General features: G+C 37.0%; 19 protein-coding genes. 14 read left to right on the top strand and 5 right to left on the bottom strand.

The annotated features are described in order from the left end of the window. Positions 1 to 471 precede the first annotated feature (471 nt). Complete coding sequence (locus BMW86_RS15590) at positions 472 to 855, bottom strand: hypothetical protein (RefSeq protein ID WP_089782650.1); 384 nt, start codon at positions 853 to 855, stop codon at positions 472 to 474. Between the two features lie 125 nt (positions 856 to 980). Beyond that, positions 981 to 1367 carry a hypothetical protein gene (locus BMW86_RS15585; RefSeq protein ID WP_089782649.1) on the bottom strand — a complete coding sequence of 129 codons (387 nt, stop codon included), beginning with the start codon at positions 1365 to 1367 and terminating at the stop codon, positions 981 to 983. Positions 1368 to 1705: 338 nt separating this feature from the next. On the opposite strand from BMW86_RS15585, the gene BMW86_RS15580 reads away from it, so the two are divergent. Further along, entirely contained in the window at positions 1706 to 2233 is a 528-nt protein-coding gene (locus tag BMW86_RS15580; protein WP_089782648.1) for an RNA polymerase sigma factor, read from the top strand. 86 nt (positions 2234 to 2319) lie between these two features. Continuing rightward, complete coding sequence (locus BMW86_RS15575; RefSeq protein WP_089782647.1) at positions 2320 to 3006, top strand: hypothetical protein; 687 nt, start codon at positions 2320 to 2322, stop codon at positions 3004 to 3006. Positions 3007 to 3098: 92 nt separating this feature from the next. On the opposite strand, the gene BMW86_RS15570 is transcribed toward BMW86_RS15575, so the two are convergent. From BMW86_RS15570 to BMW86_RS15560, 3 genes are all read right to left on the bottom strand, one after another. Continuing rightward, positions 3099 to 3623, bottom strand: coding sequence for an SHOCT domain-containing protein (locus BMW86_RS15570; RefSeq protein WP_089782646.1), 525 nt, complete (start codon positions 3621 to 3623; stop codon positions 3099 to 3101). Between the two features lie 38 nt (positions 3624 to 3661). Beyond that, complete coding sequence (gene dgt, locus BMW86_RS15565) at positions 3662 to 5125, bottom strand: dGTP triphosphohydrolase (protein WP_218149151.1); 1464 nt, start codon at positions 5123 to 5125, stop codon at positions 3662 to 3664. 71 nt (positions 5126 to 5196) lie between these two features. Continuing rightward, on the bottom strand, positions 5197 to 5385 hold the full coding sequence (locus BMW86_RS15560; protein WP_089782645.1) for a hypothetical protein: 189 nt from the start codon (positions 5383 to 5385) through the stop codon (positions 5197 to 5199). A gap of 487 nt (positions 5386 to 5872) precedes the next feature. Here BMW86_RS15560 and BMW86_RS15555 point away from each other — a divergent pair, with 487 nt between their 5' ends. From BMW86_RS15555 to BMW86_RS15500, 12 genes are all read left to right on the top strand, one after another. Continuing rightward, complete coding sequence (locus tag BMW86_RS15555) at positions 5873 to 6481, top strand: hypothetical protein (protein WP_143056580.1); 609 nt, start codon at positions 5873 to 5875, stop codon at positions 6479 to 6481. Between the two features lie 165 nt (positions 6482 to 6646). Beyond that, positions 6647 to 6958 (top strand): hypothetical protein, encoded by a 312-nt coding sequence (locus BMW86_RS15550; protein ID WP_089782643.1) that lies wholly within the window; start codon positions 6647 to 6649, stop codon positions 6956 to 6958. 590 nt (positions 6959 to 7548) lie between these two features. After that, positions 7549 to 8079, top strand: coding sequence for a hypothetical protein (locus BMW86_RS15545; RefSeq protein ID WP_089782642.1), 531 nt, complete (start codon positions 7549 to 7551; stop codon positions 8077 to 8079). Positions 8080 to 8155: 76 nt separating this feature from the next. Then, positions 8156 to 8416 carry a hypothetical protein gene (locus BMW86_RS15540; protein ID WP_143056579.1) on the top strand — a complete coding sequence of 87 codons (261 nt, stop codon included), beginning with the start codon at positions 8156 to 8158 and terminating at the stop codon, positions 8414 to 8416. 53 nt (positions 8417 to 8469) lie between these two features. Beyond that, complete coding sequence (locus BMW86_RS15535; protein WP_089782640.1) at positions 8470 to 8937, top strand: hypothetical protein; 468 nt, start codon at positions 8470 to 8472, stop codon at positions 8935 to 8937. 346 nt (positions 8938 to 9283) lie between these two features. Then, on the top strand, positions 9284 to 9805 hold the full coding sequence (locus tag BMW86_RS15530) for a hypothetical protein (protein WP_089782639.1): 522 nt from the start codon (positions 9284 to 9286) through the stop codon (positions 9803 to 9805). Between the two features lie 240 nt (positions 9806 to 10045). Further along, complete coding sequence (locus BMW86_RS15525; RefSeq protein WP_089782638.1) at positions 10046 to 10324, top strand: hypothetical protein; 279 nt, start codon at positions 10046 to 10048, stop codon at positions 10322 to 10324. Between the two features lie 54 nt (positions 10325 to 10378). Beyond that, positions 10379 to 11047 (top strand): hypothetical protein, encoded by a 669-nt coding sequence (locus BMW86_RS15520; RefSeq protein WP_143056578.1) that lies wholly within the window; start codon positions 10379 to 10381, stop codon positions 11045 to 11047. 317 nt (positions 11048 to 11364) lie between these two features. Further along, entirely contained in the window at positions 11365 to 11922 is a 558-nt protein-coding gene (locus BMW86_RS15515; protein WP_089782636.1) for a hypothetical protein, read from the top strand. A gap of 116 nt (positions 11923 to 12038) precedes the next feature. Further along, entirely contained in the window at positions 12039 to 12242 is a 204-nt protein-coding gene (locus BMW86_RS15510) for a hypothetical protein (protein ID WP_089782635.1), read from the top strand. A gap of 86 nt (positions 12243 to 12328) precedes the next feature. Further along, the gene (locus BMW86_RS15505) at positions 12329 to 12868 is read left to right on the top strand and encodes a hypothetical protein (protein WP_143056577.1); all 540 of its coding nucleotides are present in this window, start codon (positions 12329 to 12331) and stop codon (positions 12866 to 12868) included. A gap of 298 nt (positions 12869 to 13166) precedes the next feature. Further along, positions 13167 to 13391, top strand: coding sequence for a hypothetical protein (locus tag BMW86_RS15500; RefSeq protein WP_089782633.1), 225 nt, complete (start codon positions 13167 to 13169; stop codon positions 13389 to 13391). Positions 13392 to 13397: the final 6 nt, after the last annotated feature.

Here is a 13397-nt window from a genome sequence, read left to right as displayed (position 1 = left end):
TGTTAATGAAAATTGCTAATTTAGTCTCCGATAGAGTTAAAAGCCTGCAATTTTTGTTAAGTTTAAGTGAACCACTGGATATGGAGTGGGTCTGTCTTCTATTTTTATGAGGCTCAAAATAAATAACATAACCCTCACTTTTAAACAGCTTAAAGATGGGTTTGTAAAGGTTTCGATAAGGGGTGAGTCATTGCTATATCATATGAATCAAAGATTAGTTGACGATAGGATTCACGTTGATATTAAACTAGTTGAGGAAAATATCACAGAGCAAACGAAGGCTTTGATTGATTTTCCTACCCTGGATACGATGCTGAAAAACTACTTTGGAAACGTAAGAGGAAGACGGAAGGGATTTAGCTATAAGGATCACTATAAAAAGAAGTGACCTGATGGGACGTATACTCATCTTTCATCCGCCTTTATTGGAATAAAGGGGCCAGGAATAACCCTGCCCCCTCACAATATTATTCATTGAACGCCATCACTGTCGGCTACATCTAATTTCATGATTTCAATAATAGCCATTTTCAATTTTCTGGCATCTGATTCAGGCGGAAACTTTTCCTTTGAAACATAATCGTGTCCTAATTCAATCCCGATACCGGATAATTTACAAATTGCCGGTAAATGATGAGCTCTATCAATATGGTAATAAAATGCAGTTAGGTCATAGAATTTATTAAATTCGATTTCATCAGACGGCATCTGGTATTCATCCAACAACACTCTTTTTAAAATTTCCTCCAATTGGGGTAAATTATCCGCGTCCTCGACTATCAGCGCATTTTCAATTTCTATTCGTCCGGATACAGAATTACGATCCTCTTCAATAATTAAATCAATAATGGTCATAGTTGTTATATTAGTATTATTATGTACTGGTTAGTTTATAAAATAATCCTGGCGATCTGATTGATACATAAGAGCATTCTTACCCGGTTAATAATTACATAGATCCCCTAACATGTTATTGAGGATTAGTTATCCTTATTGAGATCATTCAGCTGTAAAATGATATCATCGTCTAATTCATCCAGTATTTCCTGTATTGGACGATTTGTAACTTTTGCTTCCAGTTTAGCGAATCTATGTAAGAGCGCTTTTATCGTTGCCTCCGCCCTGTCCAAAGGATTCCCAGCAGGTGCAGGTTTTATATCTGCGCTTAATTCTTTACTGAAATGAGCTTTGAAATCCTTTATATGTTTTTCCTTGATAGCAACACTCCCTCCTAGCAATCCAGAGAAGTAGGTTCTGGTAAAGCCAAGACGCTTTGAGATATCCTCGTTGTTAATCTTATTACCTGACGCTTTCGCGGTTGCCTTTACAGATTTAACCAGGTGATTATACTCTTCTATGAGTTTCATTAAATAAGAGGCTAAATCTTTTATAGATTTTCAAAAATTATTATGATATGATTTAAATAATTACACACGAATACTCCTGGTTACCACGAAGTACCACTGGCAGTAAATGCTGGAAGAGTTAATGAAAAGAAGTGACAGGAAGAAATAGCTTTCTCCTTGCCTTTATCTGATTGGTTGGATATTACAAAAGTACGGAATTCCAATTATCCAACCACGCGTGATGCGCAATAAAAATAATTTTGCAGTCCCTATAATTACAAATACTTATAACCGAATTTAATCTAAATTGCTATTACCAAACCCTATCACTATTTACGATCATCCATAATTGAAATCATATGCAGAACCTCGCAGAAAATAACCTATTAGAAGGGCTGATACAAGGAGATCACAAAGCATTTGAGCAGTTATATAAAAAGGAATACAATGTACTGTTTGCAAAAGCTATGAAAGTACTGGGTGATGCTGAAAAAGCAAAAGATGCCATCAATGAAGTTTTTCTTCAGCTATGGGAACGTAATACTTTCAGAAATGTAACCGTCTCTCCAGAAGCTTATGTACTTGTTATCATACATCATAAATGTCTCCGTATGATAACAACGGGAACAAAGGACCGAACGAAGTTAAAGGATGTTCCATTCACTAACAGTGATGAGGATTCTGACCAGGAGCCATCCCTGGAGAAAATTAATCGGCTTAAACTAGCGACAGGAAAATTATCAGAAAATCAAAGGATTGCCATTACCAAAATATACTGGCAGAAATTATCTTATAAACAGGCAGCTGAGCAAATGGGAATATCAGTTAATAGCTTCAATGAACATATGAAACGGGCAATGCAGAAATACAGGAAACTTTTTGACTGACATTTATTTTCAGATTACACTATCTGAAACAAACAACAAATTGTAAGTACTTTTAAATTATTGATACTTATTGCTTATTTTTAATTATGCCTGATCATTTTGATGTTCATATCAATATTAGCTACAACTATATATTCGTCATTCAATCGTTACCTAGTGATGAATTGCCAACCGGGAAGAGACTTTATGATGACATTATTAGACGGCGCTGCGAGCTACGGAATGTAGAATCACGATATTTTCAAGTAGACAGTAAAGACGAGTTCTTTTCGTTGATAAGTAGAATCGTAGATGGAGTATTAAATAAGAAAGTCATACCCATATTGCATTTTGAAATGCACGGGGATGATAAAGGCTTTCAGCTTGCTAATGGAGAATTAGGGGATTGGGAGGAATTAGCACTCTATTTCCGCCAAATGAATGTCCATCTTAAAAACGGATTACTGATTACGTTAGGAGTATGTGAAGGTATCTATCTATACCAAATAATCAATCCTATAGAGCCCGCTCCTTTTTGGGGGATAATAGGGCCGAAGACGAAGATTGCTAACATTCATATTGAAGCTGACTTCACTGAATTCTATAATACCTTGCTGAGTTCATACGACTTTGGACAGGCTCTTAAAGATCTTAATCTTTTTCATGGCCATTATAAATACGCTATAATCACATGTGATATGATTTGGCAGATGTTCGTTGAAATGGCAAAAGAATTAGGAAGACCTATACCCAAGGAAGAGGAGACAAGAAAGCGCTTTTTGCTGATAACTTGAAAACAGATTCACCTCTTATGTGCAATTCAATTTGCTATTTCACATAAATACAAAGTGTCCAAATCTGAGTTGGACACTTTATGGAATATCTCCTAATTTCCTATCACCTTCTTTAAGGCAGCATTATATTGATCTTCTGTCAATACCCCACTGTCCTTGAGTTCCTTGAGCTTTTTAATCTGTTCTGCCAGGTCTGGTGGTGTAGTAGTAGTTGCGGCGGCAATTATTTCTTTTGGTGCATCACTGGCTACTTCCTTCTGATTTAATGCTGACACAATATCTATCCAATATGGAGAAAGGTTTCCCCCCTTTGCGACTACAAAAAACTTTTTCCCTGTCCGCTTTGTACCGGTTAACTGAAAATCCTTTACAGTCATTTTTAAGTTTGCCCAGGATGATCCTAATGGAACAGGACCCGCCAGTGACCAAGGAGATAACGTAATGAACTCAAATCCTTTAGCCCCATTAGAACCATATCCTAATCTGACCTCCTTACCCTTCCAGTACTTCTCACCTGTACTCAGATACAACGTGTCATTCTCAATTTTTCCGAATTCATTGGATTGGGCGACAGCGAAAGCAGGCAGTAACAATACAGCTAATAATAACCGTTTCATATAAATGGTTGAGGTTTGTTTTGATTGATATTATCTTCTTATAGTGGTTTAAATATTGTTTCTGCGTTTTCCGATTTAAGGCGTGCATAAAATTCAATAGCATAGCTATCGGTCATGCCTGCCACAAAATCGCAAACAATCCTCTTTTTATCAGCTCCCGTTGATTCATAGTAGTTTCTAAAATCCTCAGGAAGTAACTCACATCCTCCATCTTCGGTCAAAGTAGTGAATATCTCTTTAACAATTTCGCGCCCCCTATATTCTGCAATCTTCAACCTCGACGACAATACCTGAGAGATGTAGGTAAATTTCTTTAAGACTTCTACCTGCCCCAATGTTTTGTCATTTAGGGTAACTTTACTTTGTGCCGGGTACACTTTATTTGGAATCAACTTTACGCCCTCTATGAATTTATTTACTAGAGTTGAAGAAAGAAAGTTGCGCTGGTAGCCATTGTATGAGTATGAGTTTATTATTGCATACTGCTGATTTAGATACTTAAAGGCAGTATCGATATCTTTCACATTGGTAGGTTCAAAGTTCTGAAACAGAAATTCGGCAAATAAGTTTTGGAGAATTTCACCGACCTTTTCGGGTGAGGGTTTAAAAATATTGCCGTCTGGAAGTTCAAGCTCTATTTCGTCAGATATGGCATCTAACAGTTTCTGCTTTGGAAATACCACATCCTGAAGAGTATAAAAGCCGGCTTTAAGCCCGTCCTCCAAATCATAAGTTGAGTAAGAAATATCATCTGCCACATCCATTATCTGACACTCAATTGTTTTGTATTTCTCACCTTTACCATATCCGCCGGTATTTGCCTTTATCTGCGTTACCAAATCATTATCAAAATGATAGTAGCCCTTTACAGGTTTAATTTTTTCCCCCTTTTTCTTTCCACTTTTATATACTTCACCCTTGGGCCTGACCGGATCTATGATATTATCATATTTCAATATACTAGCTAATGTTCTTGCTGTAAGGTTTAACCCTTTTCGTTGATCGGTCCCCTTCAAAATTGAGTCATCAATATCATAAAACCCCTTCTTTTCAATTTTTGTCAATAATCGAAGGGTTTGTGCATTACCTTCGTAACCACCATCTTTTCTCATTAATGAATCCAATTCATACTCACCTTGATGGCCAAATGGGGGATGTCCAAGATCATGGGCGAGCCCGGCAAACTCCACTATATCAACATCAATTTGTCGATTTTCAAAGAATTTGTTCTGAGCATTCAATTTTGTTGCAATAGATCGTGCAATTGACGCCACTTCAAGTGAATGGGTAAGCCTATTACGAAAAAAGTCAGATTCAAATCCAGGATATAACTGAGTTTTACCTTGTAACCTACGGAAACAGGTAGAATGTATTAATCTGTCTATATCTCTTCGGTAAGGGGACCTGTAATCACATGCTTTACTGGAATCTTCAGTGTAGTAACGGAGCTCATCCTTTTGTACAATATACAGTGGACGGTCCTCTTTCTTTGATAAGGACAATTGGTTGATTGTTTGAGGTTAGTAAATAACGTAGAATAAAATGAATATACTTCTAAATGAAAAAGGTCGTGCTATTTAGCACGACCAGAAGATTTTGTGCGCCAAGCGCCGCTTGCTATTTCACTTTTGCTGAAAATGCTTGAACGAACAATGGCTTCTGTAGTTTTACCAGTCCTCGGAATGACATTTTCGGCAGCTTTCTTAGCATAAGCAGCAGCGGTCGCATTAGGGGTAACGACTTGATTCTTAGCTTTTTCCATGATGATCAGTTTGACAGGGTAAGTAAATTATACAATTCTTACAAAAAAGTGAATGGTGGCCTTCGCAATTCAGTGGATTAATAATTCGTTCCGCAAAGTTAATCCTTATAGAATCATTTTAAGTACAACTTTCGTACAAATTTTTACCACCTATCAAAATTAACGTTACTGCACAGATAACGTACAGCAGTCAAAATTGTTCTCTCCAATTCTTTTATATTGATAATCAATTCCAAAAAGATACCAAAATTACGTAATTAGATCAGATACTTAATCCATAGGTTAGATCTTGTCCGATTGCATAAATTGATTGCCACAATTAAACATAAAGATATTTTATAACATAACCTACACTTTGGGATAATTTATTTGTACAGACAAACTGAACCCACTCCTGCGAACATCCCCCCCTTGAGCTGGAGGGTCGGGGGTACCCCCGGCTATTGATCGACTTGAAACCTAATTTTTAACACAAAATTTTAATCGTATGGAACCAGAAGTAATACACGGTCTTAGCATGAGTGATTTCGGAGAATTCATTAAGACCCAAATAAATGATGACAACTCCTTTGGTTACGCTTTACTTCGTTATGGCAGTGAGGCTGTTATGATTACCAGTGAGCAGTGGTATAAGTTCTGTAGTGAAGGCAATGTAATACCAGGATCGATCTCCGTTAAAAAGGACTATCAGCGCACTTATAAGCTGGATGCAAATAAGCAGCGTGAAAAGGATGAAAATGGTGATTTCATCCTGATCCAGAAAGAGAAAAGGGGTTGGCAGATGATTGGTGCTAAATCACTGACTCAGGTTAAAACTGAGGCACTGATTGAAGGTGAGATCGCAGCACTTTCAATTGATAAGGAAGTAATCGTTCAGCGATCCAGAAACAAACTGGCTGAATTGCAAAGCGAAGCTGCCAAATTCAGTGTTCTTAGTGATGATACAATTGCCAGAATCAAAGCGCAACTGGCTCTTGACGCTGACGATGATGATGATGATGATCAAGAAGAAGAACAGAAAGATCCAAATCTGGAAGCTAATACAGTAGGGGGACAACAGGTTGCAGCTACTACAGCTGATCAACCACAGGGTTAAATGAGATACAGGGGGGCAATTGCTCTCCTGTATTCTTTTCCATATCTGATAGATATATCCAGCTCATATAATCAGATTTTCAACCACTAGATATCAGGAATATATCCTGTCAAACATATAAGATATAAATAGCATTAATATTCATTTATTCATAAACTTAATAATATGTCAGTGACCAAAAAATTTAAAGAAAAAATGGTTTCATTACTTCAGGTGGTAAGCACTCTTCGAAGATTTCAAGATAAACCATATTTAGGTTTACTGGAGAGTATCCTGATGGAATATGTAAAAATGCTCGATGATGCAATCTTTACAAGTACACGCTTAATCGAATTACAAAATAGTTTCTTAGGGTTGCTGGAGGCATTGGACATCCATCACAATGATTCACACACCCAATATGTGTATGAAGAGTTCCAAAACATTACCAGTGAAATACAGCCTCTTATAAATCAGAATCTTTCACTGGCATCTTAATAATAACACCATTTGTAATCTTTTTCTACAAATGGGGTTAAGAAATGGATCCCGGCAACTGAGTCTTCTAATGCCGGCAATTTATCTCCCTTTCTAAAACGTATTAATTGCAGTGTAATCACAAAGGTGAACCAGATTTGCTCGAAATAAATATAATCCTAGAATATCTATTCCCGGAACATTATATCATATCAATCAGGTAGTAGTTGTTGAACAACTATTTCAATAACGTCTAAAACAAAGCAGTTGAATTAAACATACCATAATTTTTCTGACAGCAATTACTAGCTCTCAGCACTTTAGTGTTTTTGAAAACAAAATTTGATATAGTTTTAACCTGCCAAATTAATTAGACACCTATACATGATTGCGACGGAAATTGTTTACCCGTTGGGTGTACACTACATGACACCTCAGTAAGGGATTATCAATTACATAAATTTTTAAAAAACTATGTTTTGGTTACTGTTGACGTTGGTAGCTATCCATGCTTCCAGATCAGCACGTAAGCGGGATGAGTATGCCTATAATAAAAAGAAAAAAGACAGACTAAAAAGAAAATTCATTACTAAACACTTAAAATAGAAAACATGGAACTCCAAGCATTTGTAAATGTTTCTACAGATTTTTCACAGAACACTATTCAAATATCCGGCATTACAAAGATCATATATTCACCGGAAAACATTATGATTTGGGCCCTCGATGAATCTTCATCAGCAGCAAGGTTTTTAAATCACAATAATAACGAAAAGCACTTCGGTGCAACTTATGTGATACCTGTAACGCTAATCGGACAGCTTCATATGGAAGGCGCTTTCAGATTACTACCACCAGGCAAAACAGAAGAAGTTATCCAGGTTGCCGAGTCTCATCGTGAAGAAGCCATTCATTCGGATATAAAGGATTTCTTACTCCCTTACATTAAATCCGAAGACATAACGCCGAGAATGAATGCTTTTATATTGAAAGGAGCCGCATATGTTAAAGCCAATACATTAGCGGAACTTTTCAAGAAAGCTACTGTCACCAGGCTAAAGGAAGTAGAAGCGATTGGTGACGGCGTAATCAAAGCAATTAAAGCCATTGGAAAGGAACACGGCCTAACACTGAGAAACTGATATTATTCTGGTTGCACCTTCTGTTTTTTGTGATACACATAACATTATTAACAAAACCAGATACATTTTTATGAACATGGAAACATTTAGAGTACAGAAGGTCAGCCACTATAAAAAGGAGGAAATTGTCCATCTTCCTGAACATACGGACTATTCACTGCTTTCTGTCGTACCGCAGGAGCAATCCCTTAAACTTATACTTGAAAAAAGTTCTACTCAAAGTGCGAAAAGTGGCAGAGCGGACATCCTGCTAACAGATAAGGACCTGTTGCCATTAATTGTGATGTTGGTGAATTACTATAAGCAAAGTATGGATGATAGGAAACAAAAGGAGTGAGTAGCAAAGAGTTTAGTTTAAAGGGCAATTACAAACCTTTAATCGAATCCAAAATGAAACAAGCGTATATCATCTTTGAAATTATTCACATTAAAGCAAAAATTTCTAAAGGATTGCATAAAGCTGAGCTCTTGAAACCAACAGAGTTTGTTGTGGAACATAATGAAATAAAAGGACATCTGCACCTGAAGAGATTTTTTCCTGGAATAGTGATGAATGTTGAATGGGAACGATTTTGTGATGAGGATAAAAAAAAAGTGTTTAACGGGATACTGGACGGTTTAAAAATGGAATACGGAGACCAATTAGTTTTCGCGCATTGCAGGGAATTCGTCTTTGGTGATGAATTAATGAAAAATAACACTTTCCCGTCTTACACAAATTTAAATGTTTCCAAAGTACTAATATTCGGGGAAAAACTCAGGCCACTACATGAAGTCATTGATGGATTTCTGAACCTTAATTTTAAAATATCGTATGACCAGGATACTGAAACAAACGTTAAGGTAATGGTAATATAGATAATGCTTGGAAGACCAAAAGCATCCCGGTGAACTGGTAAGTGAAATTGAACGGGATGCTTTGTTTTATAGCTATAGATTTAATAAAGATCTGTAAGATTTTTTTTTAAAATCAATTCAAATGAATACAAAAATACGCGCTTTTATTATTATGCTACTGTTATATGGATTACACGTTTATCTAATGAACACCTTATTGTCAATACATAGCAATATGAGTGATATTCTGGCCTTCTTAATGATGATCGCCTGTCCATTCTATAAACGAATACATCAGCGCTTAGTAGCAACATTAAAAAATAGATAATATACCTATTGCTTATATGATATCCAAAATCCTTCTTCTATGATCCTATCTGACAAATTCGCACATATTACCGATGCTATTCGGGGAACAGGAAAAAATCCTACCATAGGAAATCGCATCGGTGAGGCCGCTGTTAAATATGTTAATAATTACTGTAACAATTCATTGACAAAAAATAACGGAAAAAACCAGTCACCAGATGAAACTGCTTATAGAATATACTCTGACTGGTTGAATCAAATAGTAAAGTACACAGCCCAATATCCGGATGCTGTATTCCTACCGTTTGATATGTTCCTGGCAATAACCAGGCAGATAAGGATCAGAATGGGGCGATTGGTACGTCTGGAATATCTCTGCATTATAAATAGCGGGCCATCAGAAAAAAAAGAGAGTCCGCTCAGTGGAGAACAGCCAGTAATAGACTGGAATAAAGACCATGTATATATCTGTTCAGATGAAGTTACCGAACTCCAATCAATAGAAGCATACAAGGAGTATAAAAGCGCTGCTATAATAAAAACTGTTCCTGGAGGATACCTGATGATAACATCATGGTAAATAACAGGGTAAACATGCTACAGTTGAGGCATAAGCGAGTTTAAGTTTATAAGCTTCAAATATAAAAATGAGGGGTTTCTACCTCTCATTATTAATAATAAAATTCTTTTGGGGAGAATAAGATGAAATGAAAGATTTCATCAGTTTATGGATACTGTAATATTAAATAAAGGGGATCGCGGACAGGAACCCTGCAGTATTCATTATAAAAGTAGGGGCGGTAGCACAATTCATGTGTGAATGGGAAGATTTGAAAACGATGGTTGTGCTGCCCCCTTATCTTTTATATTTTTTTTATTCACAATTAAATCCATGCTAGTAAAAATTTCACTTATCGATATAAATAATCCTGATGCCGGTTTTTGGGTAACTGATGAATACCAGGATTTCCAAAAAGAGATAGATTTTGACGAAAATATCTTGGAAAAGCTCAATGGTAGACATGAAGCCCATTTTATTGCTACATTCTTCAAGGGAACAATAAAAATTGAAACTGAGGCACCTGCTCAAAACTGGTAAATGTATGTATGTACGTCAAATGCCAAAATTACTAACCCATTACCCGGTGGCCAAATGAAGACAATAAGATTGCCTATTATAAATGTCAGGCACCTGGATGACTTCTTTTTAGATAATAACGGTCACCTAAAAGCTATCTCTGCTTTAGAACTACATAAGATTCACGAAGTAGAAAGATCAGCCTGGGCACAAATGAATTCAGTATATCATTTTATTACAAAGGAAATGATAGAATGGCTTAAAGAGAAAATAGAAGGAAGAAGCGCCGTTGAAATATGTGCCGGCAACGGTGGAATTGCCAGGCTACTTGGAATACCGGCAACGGACAGCTATTATGAAACAGAGCCTAACGGCATCGATTATTGTTTAAAGAAAGGAATAAGGCCCGTCTTTCCAGCAGCAGATGTAATCAAAATGGAGGCTAATGAAGCAATCACATATGACAAACCAAAGGTTGCCATAGGAGCGTTCGTCCCTCAGATATACCTGCACAGTGATGTAAATAGTGATAATCCCGGAAAAACCTGGGGTGTAGATGAGGTGTTATTATTAAAAAAAGTCCAGACTTACATAATGTTAGGAAATGAGATTGTAGATAAAGGTAAACGGATCTTTAAATTACCACATCAAACATACCGGCTACCGTGGCAGATAACCAGAGCAAACGAACAGGCGCTAAACCGAATATGGATCTGGGATAAACGAATTATGAAAGTCAGATAACACAGCTGCAAATGTCTTTAAAATAAATAGTGCCGGGGAAACCTTGCCAACTCATTTGAATTAAAATTGGAATTATTCCAGAACCGATTCAAATCACCCGGCACTTTATCATTTCACTTACGTTTTATAGGGGAAACGTATGTGGTAAGGGTTGTTTCATAGCTCAAAGCGTAAGAGCGCAGGTGAGACTACCACCTGGTCACACATTAAATGTGGGGGATATTAATTGCCTGGCAAAGCATAATTAATAACTCTTGACCCGTTAGAATCGAGGGGAGACAACCTTTAATTTTTGTTACTATTTATTGTGTCCAACTATGATAAGACCGGGAAAGGTTGAGAGTATTCTACTTACAGAAAAAGAGGTTTATCTGCTCAGCAAAGGCAACTATGTTATATACAACAACAAAGTGGCGCAGATACAGGAAATGAAGTACTTTATTAAGATACTCTCCACCGGCGAGCAGCGTCAGCTTTCACGGGATGAAATGAGTACATTAAAAAGGATGGTAGTCACACTCAAGTATGGAATGAAGTCAGAAGGGATTCAGATACGCAGATTCCCATTAAAATATGAACAATGGCAATTTGCTATCGATAATAACCTGTTAAATACGGGTGTGCCCGTATCCTTTGAGGTAATTACATCATCGTTCATCAGCCAACATTCTACCGGTAAGATCACCACCTTTATCGCCATAATACTCTCAGGAAAAAGCAAATACTCATATACTGATACAGAGGTAAAAATCCTTGTAGATAATGCCATGTATCACGCTGTCAGCAGTGCCAAACTGGATCTAAACGGTGTCCTTATCGTTGAACAGGAAGAAATAGACAGATGGTGGGAGTACAATAAATATTTTGAATCGTAAAAAACAGAACCGGTATACCAATTGGCCAGTATTGGGCTGGCGGATCGGATATAGCATCTAATAAAAAGTTCTTTGAAAATACATTAACGCATGCTAAAAGTCAGACCTAAACCATCATGGCAAAGAGAAAGCGTCACCGTAAGAAAAAAGCTCCATTAATGCCCGCTATACCACCGGAAGATTATAATGGATCTATTGCAGATTGGATGTGTACGCTTATACTATGGGGATACTGGGATGGTGAAGGGTGGTATGGTGCCTGTAAAATCCCAAATGATATTTGGTGGGAATTGCTTGAAGCCTGTGAGGGTACCAATTAGTGATTGCTATTAATGACAACAAATCCAATTAATTATGTACTCACTACATCTTCAATCAAATAGTATCTAAAATAAACTTTATGTCTATGTCTGATAAAAACGTATTCGATTTAGGGCGTGCATTTGCTGCAACCTCTTCATCGCAGTTACAGAGCGTAACTAGCCTCGATACTTCAAAGAGTTTTCTGGAAATGCAAATATCCTACCAAAATGTTAGTGAGGAGCATATACGTGCAATTACACGAAATCAGCTTTTCTATGCTCTCTGTACTTACGACAGATACTATTTCCTGAAGATAATGATCAGTTTCTTTAATCATTCTTTTAACGTACCACTAAACTTTGGCGCATGTGAGATTGGAGACTGCGAGGATTGGATTAATAGAAATGATAATGAGCTGAAAATTGTTGTATTTGATAGTATAACCAAGGAATTAAAAGCCGAACGAATCATTAAGGTAGAATTAGGATTTCAGATTGCAGTCAGGAAAGCAGCTTTTTCTCAGATGCAGCAGTGTAATACAAATCCAGTTGACCTTTCCAGTATCTGTGATCACCTGAAGCATAGCGAATTTGAGATGGACGCCTACATTGAGCCATCTCAAAAAAGCGAAATTGCCTTTTAATCTCCATCATTATATTTCTTCATGTAGTTCATAATACTGATCACTAAAAAGGCGGCGCCATCAATAATAAGAATATTCAAATGTCAAATTCGGGTGGTCAACTTCCGGATTCCACGCTCAGCGTGCCCTACGGAGCTAAACAATAGGGATAACAGGAATCACTTCCTGTCAAAGTCTGCATCTAATGGACCAGTGATGCGCAATGATGCAGCAAAAACGGTTTTGGGGGAGTTTATCCGTTCAGGGCCTATAAAAAACTCCCCTTTATAATCCATTCTTCATTTTAAAACCGCTGCTTATGGAAAATAGATTTGATTTAAAAATAACTGCATCTGCAACAAGGTCTGAGTTAGCAGCTGACCTGATAAAAATTGCCTCCAAGATTAGTGATCCCAATATCTCAAACGATGATCTTTTCTTCGAGGAAGAGGATTGCGACAGTATTATCGAAATAAAAATATGGGATCCATTTGAACAACGGGTACTTGAGGCATCTGAGGGATTAAGAATGAGGTTGATGTAATATTCA

The sequence above is a fragment of the Chitinophaga sp. YR573 genome (assembly GCF_900110995.1).
Taxonomy (GTDB): Bacteria; Bacteroidota; Bacteroidia; order Chitinophagales; family Chitinophagaceae; genus Chitinophaga.
The sequence above is the reverse complement of the archived record's forward strand: the minus strand, read 5'-3'. Positions and strand labels throughout refer to the sequence as shown.

Bases quoted from the DNA above. Each gene is read 5' to 3' on its own strand.
- BMW86_RS15590 (WP_089782650.1), bottom strand. From the start codon at position 855: ATGACCATTATTGATTTAATTATTGAAGAGGATCGTAATTCTGTATCC.
- BMW86_RS15585 (WP_089782649.1), bottom strand. From the start codon at position 1,367: ATGAAACTCATAGAAGAGTATAATCACCTGGTTAAATCTGTAAAGGCA.
- BMW86_RS15580 (WP_089782648.1), top strand. From the start codon at position 1,706: ATGCAGAACCTCGCAGAAAATAACCTATTAGAAGGGCTGATACAAGGA.
- BMW86_RS15575 (WP_089782647.1), top strand. From the start codon at position 2,320: ATGCCTGATCATTTTGATGTTCATATCAATATTAGCTACAACTATATA.
- BMW86_RS15570 (WP_089782646.1), bottom strand. From the start codon at position 3,623: ATGAAACGGTTATTATTAGCTGTATTGTTACTGCCTGCTTTCGCTGTC.
- BMW86_RS15560 (WP_089782645.1), bottom strand. From the start codon at position 5,385: ATGGAAAAAGCTAAGAATCAAGTCGTTACCCCTAATGCGACCGCTGCT.
- BMW86_RS15555 (WP_143056580.1), top strand. From the start codon at position 5,873: ATGGAACCAGAAGTAATACACGGTCTTAGCATGAGTGATTTCGGAGAA.
- BMW86_RS15550 (WP_089782643.1), top strand. From the start codon at position 6,647: ATGTCAGTGACCAAAAAATTTAAAGAAAAAATGGTTTCATTACTTCAG.
- BMW86_RS15545 (WP_089782642.1), top strand. From the start codon at position 7,549: ATGGAACTCCAAGCATTTGTAAATGTTTCTACAGATTTTTCACAGAAC.
- BMW86_RS15540 (WP_143056579.1), top strand. From the start codon at position 8,156: ATGGAAACATTTAGAGTACAGAAGGTCAGCCACTATAAAAAGGAGGAA.
- BMW86_RS15535 (WP_089782640.1), top strand. From the start codon at position 8,470: ATGAAACAAGCGTATATCATCTTTGAAATTATTCACATTAAAGCAAAA.
- BMW86_RS15530 (WP_089782639.1), top strand. From the start codon at position 9,284: ATGATCCTATCTGACAAATTCGCACATATTACCGATGCTATTCGGGGA.
- BMW86_RS15525 (WP_089782638.1), top strand. From the start codon at position 10,046: ATGGGAAGATTTGAAAACGATGGTTGTGCTGCCCCCTTATCTTTTATA.
- BMW86_RS15520 (WP_143056578.1), top strand. From the start codon at position 10,379: ATGAAGACAATAAGATTGCCTATTATAAATGTCAGGCACCTGGATGAC.
- BMW86_RS15515 (WP_089782636.1), top strand. From the start codon at position 11,365: ATGATAAGACCGGGAAAGGTTGAGAGTATTCTACTTACAGAAAAAGAG.
- BMW86_RS15510 (WP_089782635.1), top strand. From the start codon at position 12,039: ATGGCAAAGAGAAAGCGTCACCGTAAGAAAAAAGCTCCATTAATGCCC.
- BMW86_RS15505 (WP_143056577.1), top strand. From the start codon at position 12,329: ATGTCTGATAAAAACGTATTCGATTTAGGGCGTGCATTTGCTGCAACC.
- BMW86_RS15500 (WP_089782633.1), top strand. From the start codon at position 13,167: ATGGAAAATAGATTTGATTTAAAAATAACTGCATCTGCAACAAGGTCT.